The sequence below is a fragment of the Streptomyces dangxiongensis genome (assembly GCF_003675325.1).
Taxonomy (GTDB): domain Bacteria; phylum Actinomycetota; class Actinomycetes; order Streptomycetales; family Streptomycetaceae; genus Streptomyces; species Streptomyces dangxiongensis.
The window spans coordinates 7599190-7614216 of sequence record NZ_CP033073.1 but is presented as its reverse complement, the minus strand read 5'-3'; the positions used below and the strand labels follow the sequence as shown (position 1 = coordinate 7614216).

Below are 15027 nucleotides of genomic sequence, written 5' to 3'. Positions count from 1 at the left end.
CATCGGTCGCCGTTCGGTCATCGTCACCGCGGCGGAGGGGACCCCCGGAGCTGCTTCCACGGTCCGGACACACTCCCCGGCGGTCTCGCTGCCTTGATGAGCGGTGAGGGCGACGGTGGACGACGCGGCCAAGCGTTCCATCGTGATCATCTGCTGCATCTTCCATTCGTGAGACGTCGACGGCGGTTCGCATGATCGGCAAGCTGATCACGACGGAGCCGGACCCGGGCCGGCATGGCGCCGGTCGGCTGACCACCGTCGGTTGACCCCGTTATATCCAATTTTGCTGCTGCCGGTGTGCGAGGAGAACGAGTGGGTAGGTGGCCCGACCGGATGCTTCCGCCCGCCACCGCGAGGGCTCACATCACGCGATGTTTCCGATCGCGACCCAGTGTGGCGGGCCGGCAAGGAGGAGATCATGAAGTTGACGCGACGGATCGCGCTCGCAGGCGCTGGTGCGGCGATCGCCGGAGGCGCTCTGCTGGCCGGCGGGAGCCCGGCGCTGGCGGCTGTTCCTCAGACGGCCGGGCACCTCCCGGCCCACAGCACCCCGGCGGACACCGGCCGGCACCACACCGCCCAGCAGCCCACGGATCCGTGGATCGCGGACCAGCTAGCCACTTTCTATCCCGCGTCCGCCCAGCGGGCAGCCGTGTTCGACCCCTGGGTGAAGGACCAGCTTGCCCTGTTCGCTCCCGCGTCCTGCAAGTGAGTGTGCCGGCACGGCCACGGCGGTCTCTCGCGCCGGCCCAGGCGAAGGGCGGCACGGCGCGTAACCCCGGAGAAGCGCTCCGCCACGACGCTGTTCGCCGTAGATATCGGTGAGTGTCTGAGGCCGCACGGGATACCAGCAGGTCATGACGTTTTTTGCCGCAGTGCGTGAGAGGGACCGTCGTCTGACCAAGAGGGTGGCCGCCTGGCAGCAACCCTGCGTCCACCGGACGCTCTCAGCGGTGGAGGAGGCCGCGGAGAGTTCCAAGTTGTGGTGCGGTGCGGCCGTGGTGATGGCCTGGACCGGCGGACGGCGTGGCCGAGAGGCCGCGGTGGCGGGACTGGCGGCTCTCGCCTTCGCGCAGCTCGTGTCCAACGGTGTGTGCAAGCGGCTGGCCGACCGTCCCCGGCCGCCGAAGGAGTGGATCCCTCACGACGAGGTCGAGGACCGGCCGGATTCGTCGTCGTTCCCGTCCGGGCACACCGCGGCGGCGGTGGCCTTCACCGCGGCGCTCGCCCCGTCGTGGCCGCAGGCGGGGGCCGTGTGTGCGGTGCCGGCCGCCATGGTCGCCGTCGAGCGCGTGCAGTCAGGCGCCCACTACCCCAGCGACGTGGCCGCCGGTGCCGTCATCGGACTCGCCAGCGCATGGCTGATCCGGCGCTTTCCGCCGTTGGCGGTGCGCGTCCGGCGGTGAGAGGGGGGCGGGAGGGCTGTGCCACTACGGGGAACCGTCAGGCGGCACCTGGACCGCCACCGGCCGGTGCACGGGCGCCCGGCCGGGCCCTTCCTTCCACGCTGGGTCCGCTGAGCCGACCCTGGGTCCGCTGAGCCGGTGGCGCCCCTCGCGCCCCGGCGCCGGCAGTCATGGACCTCAGCGCCCGTCCTCGCCCAGCACCGCGGCGAGGAGTCCTGGGAAGCGGGCGTCGAGGCCGGCCCGGCACAGGGTCATCAGCCGGGCCTTTCCCACCCGGCGCGTCCGGGTGATCCCGGCCTCGCGCAGGATGCGCCAGTGATTGGACAACGTCGACCTGGGCACCTCCATGCCGTCCGGGCTGCACGCGCTCTCGCCGGCTTCGGCCATCCGGCGCACCAGCGCCAGCCGGACCGGATCGCCCAGGGCATGGAGCACTACCGCCAGCTCCAGATCGGCATGTTCGGACCGTCCCACCGGCTCTCCTCGTCTTCCTGCGGCTGCTACCCGTAGTATGCAGATCACTTCGATATTTCGGGAAACACGGAATGATCTAGGAGACGGCCGTGACGGTGCTCGCCACCTTCGCCCGCGTCTATGTCGACGACCTGGACGCGGCACTGCCGACCTTCGTCCAGCTCACCGGGGAGCAGCCACGGCTCCGGTTCACCTACCGCGACCTGGATCTCGCGAGCGTCGGCGGCTACCTGCTTCTCGCGGGTTCGGACGAGGCCCTCGCCCCCTACCGCGGCACCCATGCCACCACGATCGTCGAATCCATCGACCACATCCTGCGGATCGCCGAGCAACACGGCGGAGAGATCCTCGACGGACCCAACGAGGTCCCCACCGGCCGCAATCTGACCGTGCGGCATCCCGGAGGCGCGACCATCGAGTACGTGGAGTTCCACGCCACCGCACGCTCCACGCTCGCGTGAGCCGGCCAGCCGGTCCGGATCGCACACATCAGACAATCCCGTCCTGGACTGTCCCGAGCGATTTGCTGCCACGTTCGAGCGATCCGGGCGGGTTCCGCTGACGACCGCGGGTGGCGGCCTGGATGGTGCAGTCGTCGGTTCGGTCGCGTGGCGTCGAGGAATGCCCCGGACGGACGGGTGTGGTCGTCGGGGGATGTCGTGCGGCGGTCGGCGGCGGGCTGCCCGACCCGCGCCGCTGACCCATGTCGTCACCGCCCGCCGGGCCCGCACCGTCACCTCGGGCCACCGGAATCGGACCGGCCGCACACGGCGGCGGCCGGTGAGGGCCGGCGGGCGACGACCACCGTGCGCCTCCATCCCGGCGGGCGACGACCACCGTGCGCCTCCATCCCGGCGGTCGCCCGGAGTTGCACCGCCATGGTGCCCAGGACCAGGGCTGCGCCCGCCCGATGACCCTCTGACGGAACTCCGTCCGCGCTACACGGAGGCACTGGCGAGGGTGGCACGGGTGAGGAGGTCCCCGAGTTCCCCGCTCGCGGAGCGTAGGCACCCTACGGTCGCGGACGCCGCCGGGCCGTCGCCGCGTCCCCTGTGTCAGCGCCTACACCTGCCGGCACGCGCCAGCCGTGTGCCGGTTCCCCCCCGCCCCTGAGGCGACCGGTGTGACACCGCCCGGCCGGGAACGTCTGTCCCGCGGATCCCCCGATCGGTGATTCGCCCCTCGGCCGGGGCGGGCCGTCCTCATCGTGGTAGCGAGACCGGGGCCTGCCACCCCGGCGTACCGGCCCGGCCCCGCGCCTTCACCGGTCCTGCTCGCGCGGGACGGCCGCCCACGTCCTGCGGCGTGAGCGCGGGCCGGGGGCCGCTCCCCGACGACCTCCGGAGTACGACACGTGACCCACCGTACGCGCGCCGCGCTGTCCGCCCTGGCGCTGGCACTGACCGCCTCGCTCACCCCGGCCGCCGCGGCTACGGCCGCACCCGACCAGGACCGCCGCACGGCGCCGGCGGATGCGCGCCCGGCCCCCTGCACCGGCGAGTACCAGGACGACGCCCGGCTGGGACCGAAGCACCTGCCCCGCTCCTGGGAGGCCCCGGTCGGACCGCTGCTGAGGAACTACCGGCGCACCGGCGGCCTCTCCGCGACGGCGTTCCTGGCCAGGTACTGGAAGGACGAGGACCCGCAGGGGCCGGCCGGATGGAAGTACCCGCCCAACGACGGATTCGCCGAGACCAACGGCCATGTCGACAAGCACATCGAGGTCCTGGAGCGCGGGGAGGACCTGGACCGCTTCGGCTCCGAGTACGGCTCCTACCTCGCTCCCGCCGGCGACCGGTACGCCGAGCGGGCGCTGCCTCCGCAGAACCTCAACACCCGCGACCCGAAGTACCCCTGCGACTACCACCGTTACCTCGTCGAACAGCCCTTCCCCGTCTGGCAGGGCCGCATCGCCCCCTGGTTCGCACAGCCCGGCGGTGGCCGGCAGATCAAGCTCGACCCCGCCCTGCTCAACCCCGGCGACGGCCAGCGCCTGAACGTCAGGTGGCTGCTGGACCACGGCTATCTCGCCCCCGCCGCGGCCTGAGCGCCCCCGGCCGGTGAACCGCGACACCCTGGACTCCGTCCTGCGCGCCCTCGGCGTGCAGGACGGTCACTACTTCCTCGAGGACGTCCACGAACCCATCCCCCTGCCCACCGACTTCCTCTTCCTGCGCCGCTCCCCCACCGAACCGGACCGGTGGGACGTCGGGGCCTGCGAGCGCGGTGCCTGGGAGACGATCAGCCTGCACACCCACGAAGAGGACGCCTGCACCCACCTGCTGCGTCTGCTGACCGGGAACTGAGCACCGGACACACCGAACGTCGGCGCATCGCCTCATCGCCTCAACGGCTCACCTGGGCGAGGGAGCCGGCCGCGCCCGGCAGTACGTGGTCGCCCAGCTTGTCCGTACTCAGGCACAGCGAGCAGACGAACGCCCCGTGGGTGGCGCAGGCGGCCAGGTCCGGGCGTTCGTACGGCTGGTGACAGACGTGGCAGTCCAGGGTGACGGCGCTCGGGTTGCCGTCCGCGTCCAGCAGGGGCTCGGTGATGCCGTCGTCGGTGCGGCGGAGGTAGTAGCGGCCCCTGGTGACCATGGCCATGAAGGGGGTGAGGACGAAGGCGAGCACCGCCGCGGCGACGGGAGAGTACGGCTGGAGCGTGTCGCCCAGCAGGTGGAAGTACATGGCGATCGACAGGCCGGAGGCGGCGACGAACGCGACGACGCCGACCGGGTTGACGGCGTAGAGCATGCCCCTGCGGAACTCCGGCTGGAGCGGGGAGAGTTTCAGCAGGTACTTGTTGACGCCGATGTCCGTCGCCACGGTGACGACCCAGGCGATCGCGCAGTTGGAGTAGAAGCCCAGGATGTCGTTGAGGAAGCTGAACATGTCGGCCTCCATCAGGGCGAGCGCGAAGCCCAGGTTGACCAGGACGAAGACCATGCGGCCGGGGTAGTGCCTGGTGACACGCGTGAAGGAGTTCGTCCAGGCCAGTGACCCCGAGTACGCGTTCGTCACGTTGATCTTGATCTGACTGATGACCACCAGGGCCACGGCCAGCGGGAGGACCATCCAGGAGGGCATCATCGCGTCGAAGGCGCCGCGGAACTGCTGGATCGGCTCGGGCGCGGCGGCCGGACCGACCTTCGTGAGGATGTAGACGGCGAGGAAGACGCCGATGGCCTGCTTGAGAGCGCCGAGCACCACCCAGCCGGGACCGGCCATGACCACGGCGGTCCACCATGTGCGCTTGTTCGCCTCGGTCTTGGGCGGCATGAAGCGCAGATAGTCGATCTGCTCGCCGATCTGCGCGATGAGGGACAGGCACACGCCGGCGCCGAGCAGGACGGATGCGGTGTCGACGCCGCCGTGGCCGTCCGTGCCGGCGTAGGCGAGGAACCGGTCCACGGTGCCGGGGTCCGCGGCGATCAGGTGGACCAGTGGGCCGACCATCAGCAGCAGCCAGACCGGGGTCGTCCACACCTGGAGCTTGCTGAGCGCTTTCATGCCGTGGACGACCAGCGGGACGACCATCAGCGTGGAGACCAGGTAGCCGAGCCACAGCGGCAGTCCGAGGCCGAGCTTGAGGCCCTGGGCCATGATCGAGCCTTCGAGGGCGAAGAAGATGAAGGTGAAGCTGGCGAAGATGACGCTGGTCAGGACCGAGCCGTAGTAGCCGAAGCCGGAGCCGCGGGTGATGAGGTCGAGGTCGATGTTGTAGCGGGCGCCGTAGCAGGCGAGGGGCAAGCCGGTGACGAAGATGACCACGGCGGCCACGCCTATGGCCACGAGGGCGTTTCCGGTGCCGTGCGCCAGGCCGATGCCGGCTCCGATGGAGAAGTCGGCCATGTAGGCGATGCCGCCGAGCGCGGTCGTCGCCACGACCATGGGGGTCCAGCGGCGGTAACTGCGCGGAGCGAAACGGAGGGTGTAGTCCTCCAGCGTCTCCCTGGCCGCCTGGTCGTCGGTGGGCCGCGTCGCGTCCGTCGCTGTCGGCCGTGATTCGGTGGTGCTCATGTCGCGCCTCCCGATCATGCTGCTGGTGCGGGTGCCGGGTGTGGGAGGAGCCGCCGCCGGCGTCATCGGCGGGAGCGGGAGAGCCGGCTCACCGCCATGGGTGGTGCACGGCTGGGTCAGCGGCTGTGGTCCCACGGCCGGTCACGCTAGACAGGGGGTGTTACCGACCGTGCCCGCCGGGGTGAACGGGGCGTTTCCGCGGCCCGGGTGCCGAAGGCGAGGCCGCGGACCGGACGTCCGGGGGCGGTGGACCGGGTCGGGGGTTCGGGGAGGCCGGCGGGCGCCGGGGTGCTCGGGCCCGCAGAGGCGGGATGGGCCGGTGCTCCGGGACTGGACCGGGCGGGTGCCTTCCGGCGTGCCGGGTGGTGTCCTGCCGTCGCCGTGGGCGCGCCGCCTTCTAGCCTCCTGGGCATGCTGGGGCTTCCTGCGCACGTCCGTGCCTGCCTGTTCGACCTCGACGGGGTGCTCACCCGGACCGCGAAAGTACACGCGGCCGCCTCGAAGGAGAGGTTCGACGGCCGTCTCCGCGAGCGCGCGACCCGTGAGGGGACCGCGTTCGTGCCCTTCGACGCGGTCGACGACCACGACGAGTACGTGGACGGGCGTCCGCGCGCGGACGGGGTGCGCACCTTCGACCCAGTGGTGGCGCACGAGCGTCGTCTGCGGGGCGTACCCGGTCCGGACACCTGCCTGGAGGCGGCCCGCGGTCCGGGGGCGGAGCCGGACCGGGCCGCCGTGTCCGCGGACGCCCCGGCCGGCGTCGAGGCGGGCCCGGCGGGCCGGTCCGGTGTGGTCGTGGGGGTCGACCGGGTGGGTCGGGCGGAGCGGTTGCGGGCGCGCGGCGCTGATGTGGCGGTCCGTGACCTGGCCGAACTCCTGGAGTCACGGTGATCACTCATCCGAGCTTCACGGTCGAGCCGTGGTGCCTGCGCGAGACCGAGCTGAGTCTCGACCTGCTCGCGCAGAGCGAGTCGGTGTTCGCCCTGTCCAACGGGCACATGGGGTGGCGCGGGAACCTCGACGAGGGGGAGCCGCACGGCCTGCCCGGCGCGTACCTCAACGGCGTCTACGAGCGGCATCCCCTGCCGTACGCGGAAGCGGGCTACGGCTATCCCGAGTCCGGCCAGACGATGATCAACGTCACCGACGGCAAGATCATCCGACTGCTCGTGGACGACCACCCGTGCGATCTGCGGTACGGCCGGCTGGTGTCGCACGAGCGTGTCCTGGACTTCCGCTCCGGTGTGCTCAGCCGTGAGGCGCAGTGGACGTCACCCGGCGGCCGCACGGTCCGGATCTCCTCACGCCGGCTCGTGTCCTTCACACAGCGAGCGGTCGCCGCGATCGTGTACGAGGTGGAGCCGACCGACGGGGCGGCCTCGGTGGCCGTTCAGTCGGAGCTGGTCGCCAACGAACAGCTACCCCGCTTCTCGGACGACCCCCGCGTCGCCGCGGCGACCGAGTCGCCGTTGGTCGCGGAGGAGTACTTCGCGCAGGAGACCCGGCTGCGGCTCGTGCACCGCACCACGCACAGCGCGCTGCGGGTGGCGGCGGCGGCCGACCACCTGGTGGAGGGGCCGGAGAGTACGCGGTGGACGGCGCAGAGCGAGCCCGACGTCAGCCGTCTGACGGTGACCGCCGACCTGGTGCCCGGCCGGCCGCTGCGGCTGGTCAAGTTCGTGGCCTACGGCTGGTCCGGGGAGCGTTCGCTGCCCGCCGTGCACGATCAGGTGGACGCGGCGGTGGCGGCCGCGGTCAGCACCGGCTGGGACGGGCTGGTCGCCGAGCAACGGGCGTACCTGGACCGCTTCTGGGCCGGTGCGGACGTCGAGGTGGAGGGTGACGCGGAGATCCAGCAGGCGGTGCGGTTCGCGCTCTTCCATGTGCTCCAGGCGGCGGCCCGTGGCGAGAACCGGGCGATCCCCGCGAAGGGGCTCACCGGAACCGGGTACGACGGGCACTCCTTCTGGGACACCGAGTCCTACGTGCTGCCGGTGCTGACGTTCACCGCGCCGGAGGCCGTATCGTCGGCGCTGAGATGGCGGCACCGGACGTTGCCGGCGGCGCTGGAACGCGCGCGTCAACTGGGGCTGGCCGGAGCGACGTTCCCCTGGCGGACCATCGACGGCGCCGAGTGCTCCGCCTACTGGCCCGCCGGGACGGCCGCCTTCCATGTCAACGCCGACATCGCCATGGCGGTCGTACGGTACGTGGCGGTGACCGGGGACGAGGACTTCGAACGTGCCGAGGGGCTCGATCTCCTCGTGCACACCGCCCGGCTGTGGCACTCCCTCGGTCACCACGACGCGGAGGGTGTCTTCCACCTCGACGGGGTCACCGGCCCGGACGAGTACAGCGCCTTCGCCCGGGACAACCTCTACACCAACCTGATGGCCCGGCGGAACCTGATCGACGCGGCGGAAGCGGCCGTGCGCCATCCTGACCGGGCCGCGGAACTCGGGGTCGACGAGGAGGAGTCCGCGATGTGGCGGGACGCCGCCGCCCGCATGGCGGTGCCGTACAACGAGTCCCTCGGCGTGCACGAACAGTCGGCCGGTTTCACCACCTTGCAGCGCTGGAACTTCGAGGCGACCCCGCCCGACACCTATCCCCTGCTGCTGCACTACCCCTACTTCGACCTGTACCGCAAGCAGGTGGTGAAGCAGGCCGACCTGGTGCTGGCCATGATGGAGTGCCCGGACGCCTTCACCGACGAGGAGAAGGCACGCGACTTCGCCTACTACGAGGCGCTCACCGTCCGCGACTCCTCTCTGTCGGCGAGCTGTCAGGCGGTGCTCGCCGCCGAGACCGGGCATCTGCGGCTGGCCTACGCCTATCTGGGCGAGGCCGCGCTGATGGACCTGGACGATCTGGAGCACAACACCCGCGACGGATTGCACATCGCCTCGCTCGCCGGGACGTGGATCACCCTGGTCGGGGGTTTCGGGGGCATGCGCCGGTACGCCGGCGAGGACGGGAAGCCGGGCCGGCTGGCGTTCGCGCCGCGCTTGCCGGAGGCGCTGTCCCGGGTGGCGTTCACCGTGCTGGTACGCGGTCGCAGGCTGAAGGTCGACATCGGCCGGTCGCACACGCGTTACCGGCTGGTGGAAGGGGAGCCGCTGGTCGTGCTGCACCACGGGGAGCCGGTGACCTTGTCCGCCGACGGGCCGGTGGATTGCCGGATGCCTCCGGTGCCCGCGCGGCCCGAACCCCAGCAGCCCGCGGGACGCCGCCCGATGGGCCTGTCCGCCGGGGAGGAGTCCCTGGCGGGGACGCTGGAGTAGGACGGCGAAGAAGGGCACGCGCGCGGCGGGACGCCCGTCGTCTCCCGCTGCGCGGCCCACTCCTTCGAGATGTCACCGGCAGACGGGGCCAGAGGATGAGCACGGACGTGATCCGCCGTACGTACCGACCTGCACCGAACACGCCGGACGCCCACTGCGCGGGGTCCGGCTCCGCACCACCGGCCGCGAGGCGTTCGCTCCTGTGCGTACCGCCGTGGCGATGCTCACCACGCCATGGCGGCCGTACCCGGACGACCTCGCCCGACGCCCCGGACGGCGGTGCGGCGGGCGCCCGCCGTCGTCACCGCAGCGACCTGCTGCGGGGGTCCGACCGGTCGCGGAAGGCCGTCGACGCGGGCGGTGTCCGGTGCCGGCGGTGACCCGCGGAGGGAAGGACGGCCCCGTCGATGACTGATCGCACGCCGGGATCCCGGGCCGGGATCCGTGGCTTCCGGGCGGGCGACGGCCCGAAGGTGATCGAGGCGTGGCGTCGGAGCGCGCCGGCCGATCCCGTCAGCCCCGACCGCTTCCGCTCCCTGGTGCTGCTCGACGCCAACTTCGATCCGCAGGGGCTCCGGGTCGCCGTCGACGGTGACCGTGTCGTCGGCGCCGCCTACGCGGTGCGCCGTCTGACGCCGATGACCGGTACCGACCTGGAACCGGAGCAGGGCTGGATCCCGTTCTTCTTCGTGGCCCCGGCCGCCCGCGGGCGCGGTCTCGGCCGCCGGCTGCTGACCGACGCCCTCGACTGGCTGCACGGCCACGGCCGCACCCGGGTGGACTTCTCCTCGTACACCCCGAACTACCTCCTCCCCGGCCTGGACGCCGACACGTATCCGGAAGCGGCCGGGCTCCTTGAGTCCCTGGGCTTTCGCACGCTCTACGAGGCGGCGGCGATGGACCGCAGCCTGCTCGGCTACCGCTTCCCGCGGGATGTCGCGGACCGCCTGGACGAGCTGACGGCGCGCGGATACCGGTTCGCCACCCCGCGCGACGACGACCTGGTGGACCTGGTCGCGCTCGCCGGGAACCACTTCAGCCCGGACTGGGCACGCGCGATCCGGGAGTGCCTGGCCGCGGGCACGCCGCTGGACCGGATCGTGGCCGTCCGGGACCCTTCGGGCCGCATGGCCGGCTGGGCGATGCACGGCGCGTACGAGTCGGTGGAGGAGCGGTTCGGCCCGTTCGGTGTGCTGGAGGAGATGCGCGGCACCGGGATCGGCAAGGTGCTGCTTCATCTGGTGCTGGAGCGGATGCGGGCGCGCGGTGCGCACGGCGCGTGGTTCCTGTGGACCGGCGAGCGGTCCCCGGCCGGCCACCTGTACCGCGGGACCGGATTCACCACGACCCGGGTGTTCCGGGTGCTGCGCAGGGAGGCCGCCCGGTGAGGCCGGCGCACCGCACGGGCTGCCCGACCCGGCGCCGCTTCACGCTCGCGCTGCCCTCGGCGCTGCTGGCCTGCGGATGCGCCGCGCCCCACCGGGGTACCGGCCGGCCCGGGGACCCGATCGTGCTCACCCTGCTCTCCCACTACGCGAGCGGGGCGCTCAGGGACGCTCTGCAAGGCCCGGTCGACGAGTGGAACGCCACCCACGACCGGGTCAAGGTGCGGACGGAGGCCGTGGAGTTCAGCGATCTGCTGACCACGCTGATGGTCCGCCAGGCCGCCGGCCAGGGTGCCGACATCGTCCACCCGTACTGCCTGTGGACCGGCCAGCTCGTCCGGGCCGGCGTCCTGCGGCCCGCGCCGCCCGGGCACGCCGGGGAGATCGCGCGCGGCTACGGCGCCGCCGCGGTCGGTGCCGCGTCGGTCGGGGGCAAGGTCTACGGCTACCCCACCGAGGTGCAGACGTACGCCCTCTACTACAACAAGCGGCTGCTGCGCGAGGCGGGTGTCGACGGGCCGCCGCGCACCTGGCGGGAGCTGGAGGAGGCTGCCCACCGCACCACCAGGCGCGACCGGTACGGCAACACGCTGGTGCAGGGCTTCGGGCTGTCGGTCATCGACGACTCGACCACGGTCGGCCAGACCCTCGCCCTGCTCAACGCCGCCGGCGGGACGTTCGTCTCCGCCGACGGCAGGAGCACCGCCATCGACTCGCCGGCCGGCCGGGCCGTGTTCGATCTGGAGCACCGGCTGGTCGCCACCGGCGCGAGCGCACCCGGCGTCAACGTCTACAAGGCGTTCCCGTCCGGACAGGTGGCCATGGTGGTCAGCGCCGGCTGGTGGTCCGCGGATCTCAAGACCCTGATGGGCGGGGACTACCGCGATGTCGGTGTCGCACCGCTTCCCCTCCGCCGGGCGCACGACGCGCGTGCCACGCTCTCCACCGGCTTCCTGCTGGGCGTCAACGCGGCCAGTGAACATCCGCGCGAGGCCTGGGAGTTCCTGCACTGGCTCAACACCGGGAAGGTTCGGGTGACCAGCGCCGGGAAGGACGCGACAGCGACCCGGATGAGCCTGCTCCAGGTGTCCGTCGGCTCCCTCACCGGCCGCGCCGACGATATGCGGACGCTCCTGGGCGAGGGCGGCGATCCGAACCTGCGCCCGTTCCGGGACGCGCTCGCCTACGCGGTGCCGGAGCCGAACATGCCGGGGGCGCAGCAGGCCAAGTCGCTGCTGCGCAAGAACATCGAGGCGCTGTGGACCGGTCAGCGGTCGACCGACGAGGCACTGCGCGCGATCCGCCGTCAGGTCGACCAGGAGGTGGCGCGCTCGTGGTGAACGCCCTGGCGCCGGAGACGACCGAGCGGACGGCCGGCCCGCGGACCGCCGGACCCGCCGACGGCGGCCGTGGCCGGACCCGGCGCCTGCGCCGCCGCCAGGCCGCCGTCGCCTATCTCTTCCTGGCGCCGGCACTGCTGTTCTTCGCCGCCTTCCTGGTCCTGCCCCTGGGTTTCGCGCTGCTGCTGTCGACGTCCCGCTGGGCCGGGTTCGACCTCGGCGACATCGACCCGGTGGGCCTGGACAACTTCGCCGGCCTCTTCGCGGACGGTTCGACGTTCCTGGTGCCGATCCTCACCAACACGCTGCTGTTCGCCCTGGGGACGGTGGTCCTCGCGCTCGCCGGTTCGGTGCTCGTCGCGACCTGCATCGACAAACTGCGGTTCCAGGGGCTGTGGCGCACCCTGTACTTCCTGCCGATCGTCACGACGGTCGTCGCCGTGGGCAACGTGTGGAAGTACATGTACGAGCCCGGCGGGCTGGTCAACGGCGTCCTCAACGCCTGCGGGCTCGGCTCGGTGGCGTTCCTCCAGGATCCGGACACCGCGCTGCCCTCGGTCGTGGTCGTACAGGCCTGGGCGTCGGCCGGCACGGCGATCCTCGTGCTGACCGCCGGGCTGAAGTCCGTTCCCGAGTCGTACTACGAGGCCGCCGCGCTCGACGGCGCCGGGCCGGGCACCGTCTTCTGGCGGATCACCCTGCCGTTGCTGCGGCCGTCCCTGCTGTTCGTGTGCATCACCCAGTTCCTCACCGGTCTCCAGTCGTTCGCGCTGATCATCGTGATGACCAAGGGCGGACCGGGTGACGCGACGAACGTGGCCGCGCTGGAGATGTACCGGCAGGCCTTCTCGTACGGCGACTGGGGTACGGCGAGTGCCGCCGCCTTCGTCCTGTTCGTGGTGGTCCTCATGGTCACCCTGGCCCAGTTGTGGCTCTTCCGGCGCAAGGGGGAGGACGCATGATCCGACGCCGCTTCCCGTGGCTGTCGTACCTGGTGGTGGTGGCCGGCGCCGTGCTGACGGTCGTGCCGTTCCTCGACATGGTGATGACCTCCTTCAAGGGGCCCGGCGAGTCCGGCACACTGCCGTACCGGTTCCTGCCCGAGGCGTTCGACCTGTCCAACTACCGGGCGGCGGTGGACCAGCTCGACATGCCGGCGCTCTTCCGCAACAGCGTCGCAGCCACTGCCCTGATCACCGGATCGGTGCTGCTCACGTCGTCGCTCGCCGGCTACGCGCTGGCCAAACTGCGCTTCCCCGGGCGGGACTTCGTCTTCCGGCTGGTGCTGTCGACGATGATGTTCCCGCCGTTCCTCTTCTTCATCCCGCACTTCCTGATCCTGGTGCACTGGCCGCTGGCGGGCGGCAACGACCTGGCCGGACGCGGTGGCGCGGGCCTGACCGTCAGCATCGTCGCGCTCACCGTGCCGTTCCTCGTCAACGGCTTCGGTATCTTCCTGACGCGTCAGTTCGTGATCTCGATCCCGGACGAGGTCCTGGAGGCCGCGCGCATCGACGGGGCCGGCGAGTTCGCCGTGTGGTGGCGGATCGTGGTGCCGCAGACCAAGCCGGTCCTGGTGACCCTCGGGCTGCTGACCTTCGTCGACGCGTGGAACGAGTACATCTGGGCGCTGCTCGTCTCGACCGCCGACCCGGACGTGATGACCCTGCCCGTCGGCATCCAGCTCCTTCAGGACCACGTCGACCCGGCCCGCACGATGCCCGTCGTCATGGCCGGTCTCGTCCTGAGCATCCTGCCGGTGCTGGTCCTCTTCCTGCTGCTCCAGAAGTACTACATCCGCGGCGTCATACTCAGCGGCCTGAAGTGACGAGCGCCCGCGCCGGGCTTCGCCGGCCCGGCCTGCCGCTCAGGGACGAGCGCCATGGACGGCCGGGTGCGGCCGCCCGGGGCACCGACGGCGGGTGGCGCATCAGGCGGTGGCGAGTGCGACGAGGTGCCGGGCCGTCCCGGCGGGATCGACGGTCTGATGGAGATGGGCGCCGGGCAGATGTGCCACACGCCAGCCGCGTCCGCCCGCCTCGGCGCAGACGTCGTCGTACGGAGGGCCGAACAGCAGGTAGGAGCAGGGGTGGTCGTCCCAGCCGGCCGGAACCGGGATGTGCTGCTCGTAGTAGGACAGCGGCAGGGTGGGCTGCTCCTCGATCACTTTCTGCCGCACCACCGGATCGGCGAACATGGGTGCCACGTCCGCCTCGTCCCACCAGTCCGTCCACCGCGGCAGCCTGCCCCTGACCGCCAACGGGCGGAGGAACTCCAGGAACTCGGGCGAGGCGACAGGGGTCTGTCCGGACGGGGCGGGCAGCGCGGCATCCACGAAGACCGAGTGGGCCACCGGGAGGTCGAGGCCCGCGCGGATCGCCGGGACGAACAGGCCCGCGTTGCTGTGCGCCACCAAGGTGACCGGGCTGCCGGGCGCGATCTGCCGGAGATCGTCACGAACGGCCTCGACCACACGCGGCCAGAACGGCGCAGTGCCGTCGGCGATGTGCAGCAGGGACGGCACGCGTACCCGGTGTCCGGCCGCCGCCAGGTGTGCGGCCACCGGGTGCCAGGTCGAGGGGCCCACGGACGGACTGTGTACGAGAACGAAGGTCTGACCCATGTGACGATGCTGCCCCGGCTCCTGCGGCGGCACGACGGTTTCGGCCGGCAGCGGAACGCCTGTGCGGCGGGAACATCATCCGATGTGTGGTCGGACGGATAACGCGGCAGGTTCGGGGTAGATCCACTGTGGCTCCCGTCGTCGGGAGCCGGAGCGCGCCCGACCGGAGGGCTGCTCCCGGGTTTGAACGAAGGATCGATCGATGGCCAGCGGTACCGTGAAGTGGTTCAACGCAGAGAAGGGCTTCGGCTTCATCTCCCAGGACGGAGGAGGCCCGGACGTCTTCGCGCACTACTCCGAGATCCAGGGCAGCGGCTACCGCGAGCTCACCGAAGGCGAACACGTCACCTTCGACATCGGGCAGGGGCAGAAGGGTCCGCAGGCTCAGAACATCGTCCGCGGCTGACCGGGCGTAGCGCACGGGTACGAGGCGGCTGCCGGTACGGGCAGCCGCTTCGTCGTGTCAGCGGGTGGATCGACCACGCGCGTACGCGA

General features: G+C 71.6%; 15 protein-coding genes. 12 read left to right on the top strand and 3 right to left on the bottom strand.

Annotation, left to right across the window (positions count from 1 at the left end; translation table 11 throughout):
• The first annotated feature begins 418 nt into the window (after positions 1–418).
• Both D9753_RS34295 and D9753_RS34290 read left to right on the top strand, forming a co-directional pair.
• The gene (locus tag D9753_RS34295) at positions 419–712 is read left to right on the top strand and encodes a hypothetical protein (protein WP_121790540.1); all 294 of its coding nucleotides are present in this window, start codon (positions 419–421) and stop codon (positions 710–712) included.
• Positions 713–953: 241 nt separating this feature from the next.
• Positions 954–1406, top strand: coding sequence for a phosphatase PAP2 family protein (locus tag D9753_RS34290; protein ID WP_394346786.1), 453 nt, complete (start codon positions 954–956; stop codon positions 1404–1406).
• 177 nt (positions 1407–1583) lie between these two features.
• Here the strand turns inward: D9753_RS34290 and D9753_RS34285 are convergent, their stop codons facing one another.
• Positions 1584–1880: an ArsR/SmtB family transcription factor gene (locus D9753_RS34285; RefSeq protein ID WP_121790538.1), complete on the bottom strand. Its 297-nt coding sequence runs from the start codon at positions 1878–1880 to the stop codon at positions 1584–1586.
• Between the two features lie 89 nt (positions 1881–1969).
• Here D9753_RS34285 and D9753_RS34280 point away from each other — a divergent pair, with 89 nt between their 5' ends.
• The 3 genes from D9753_RS34280 (at position 1970) to D9753_RS34270 (ending at position 4186) form a co-directional block, all read left to right on the top strand.
• Positions 1970–2341: a VOC family protein gene (locus D9753_RS34280; protein ID WP_121790537.1), complete on the top strand. Its 372-nt coding sequence runs from the start codon at positions 1970–1972 to the stop codon at positions 2339–2341.
• 893 nt (positions 2342–3234) lie between these two features.
• Complete coding sequence (locus D9753_RS34275; protein ID WP_121790536.1) at positions 3235–3927, top strand: TNT domain-containing protein; 693 nt, start codon at positions 3235–3237, stop codon at positions 3925–3927.
• Positions 3928–3940: 13 nt separating this feature from the next.
• Positions 3941–4186 carry a hypothetical protein gene (locus tag D9753_RS34270; protein ID WP_121790535.1) on the top strand — a complete coding sequence of 82 codons (246 nt, stop codon included), beginning with the start codon at positions 3941–3943 and terminating at the stop codon, positions 4184–4186.
• Between the two features lie 40 nt (positions 4187–4226).
• Here the strand turns inward: D9753_RS34270 and D9753_RS34265 are convergent, their stop codons facing one another.
• On the bottom strand, positions 4227–5900 hold the full coding sequence (locus D9753_RS34265; RefSeq protein WP_121790534.1) for a purine-cytosine permease family protein: 1674 nt from the start codon (positions 5898–5900) through the stop codon (positions 4227–4229).
• Between the two features lie 411 nt (positions 5901–6311).
• Between D9753_RS34265 and D9753_RS34260 the strand changes: the two genes are divergently transcribed.
• From D9753_RS34260 to D9753_RS34235, 6 genes are all read left to right on the top strand, one after another.
• Positions 6312–6791: an HAD family hydrolase gene (locus D9753_RS34260; RefSeq protein ID WP_121790533.1), complete on the top strand. Its 480-nt coding sequence runs from the start codon at positions 6312–6314 to the stop codon at positions 6789–6791.
• Entirely contained in the window at positions 6788–9184 is a 2397-nt protein-coding gene (locus tag D9753_RS34255; protein WP_121790532.1) for a glycoside hydrolase family 65 protein, read from the top strand. The genes D9753_RS34260 and D9753_RS34255 overlap by 4 nt, the downstream gene beginning before the upstream one ends.
• A gap of 407 nt (positions 9185–9591) precedes the next feature.
• Complete coding sequence (locus D9753_RS34250) at positions 9592–10572, top strand: GNAT family N-acetyltransferase (protein ID WP_121790531.1); 981 nt, start codon at positions 9592–9594, stop codon at positions 10570–10572.
• Positions 10569–11909: an ABC transporter substrate-binding protein gene (locus tag D9753_RS34245; protein ID WP_121790530.1), complete on the top strand. Its 1341-nt coding sequence runs from the start codon at positions 10569–10571 to the stop codon at positions 11907–11909. The genes D9753_RS34250 and D9753_RS34245 overlap by 4 nt, the downstream gene beginning before the upstream one ends.
• Positions 11903–12871: a carbohydrate ABC transporter permease gene (locus D9753_RS34240; protein WP_121790529.1), complete on the top strand. Its 969-nt coding sequence runs from the start codon at positions 11903–11905 to the stop codon at positions 12869–12871. The genes D9753_RS34245 and D9753_RS34240 overlap by 7 nt, the downstream gene beginning before the upstream one ends.
• Positions 12868–13737 carry a carbohydrate ABC transporter permease gene (locus tag D9753_RS34235; RefSeq protein WP_121790528.1) on the top strand — a complete coding sequence of 290 codons (870 nt, stop codon included), beginning with the start codon at positions 12868–12870 and terminating at the stop codon, positions 13735–13737. The genes D9753_RS34240 and D9753_RS34235 overlap by 4 nt, the downstream gene beginning before the upstream one ends.
• A gap of 102 nt (positions 13738–13839) precedes the next feature.
• On the opposite strand, the gene D9753_RS34230 is transcribed toward D9753_RS34235, so the two are convergent.
• Positions 13840–14496 (bottom strand): alpha/beta fold hydrolase, encoded by a 657-nt coding sequence (locus D9753_RS34230; protein ID WP_240468362.1) that lies wholly within the window; start codon positions 14494–14496, stop codon positions 13840–13842.
• 238 nt (positions 14497–14734) lie between these two features.
• Here D9753_RS34230 and D9753_RS34225 point away from each other — a divergent pair, with 238 nt between their 5' ends.
• Positions 14735–14938, top strand: coding sequence for a cold-shock protein (locus tag D9753_RS34225; RefSeq protein WP_121790526.1), 204 nt, complete (start codon positions 14735–14737; stop codon positions 14936–14938).
• Positions 14939–15027 lie beyond the last annotated feature (89 nt).

Coding starts and splice junctions, on each gene's coding strand:
- D9753_RS34295 (WP_121790540.1), top strand. CDS start 419: ATGAAGTTGACGCGACGGATCGCGCTCGCAGGCGCTGGTGCGGCGATC.
- D9753_RS34265 (WP_121790534.1), bottom strand. CDS start 5,900: ATGAGCACCACCGAATCACGGCCGACAGCGACGGACGCGACGCGGCCC.
- D9753_RS34260 (WP_121790533.1), top strand. CDS start 6,312: ATGCTGGGGCTTCCTGCGCACGTCCGTGCCTGCCTGTTCGACCTCGAC.
- D9753_RS34250 (WP_121790531.1), top strand. CDS start 9,592: ATGACTGATCGCACGCCGGGATCCCGGGCCGGGATCCGTGGCTTCCGG.
- D9753_RS34235 (WP_121790528.1), top strand. CDS start 12,868: ATGATCCGACGCCGCTTCCCGTGGCTGTCGTACCTGGTGGTGGTGGCC.
- D9753_RS34225 (WP_121790526.1), top strand. CDS start 14,735: ATGGCCAGCGGTACCGTGAAGTGGTTCAACGCAGAGAAGGGCTTCGGC.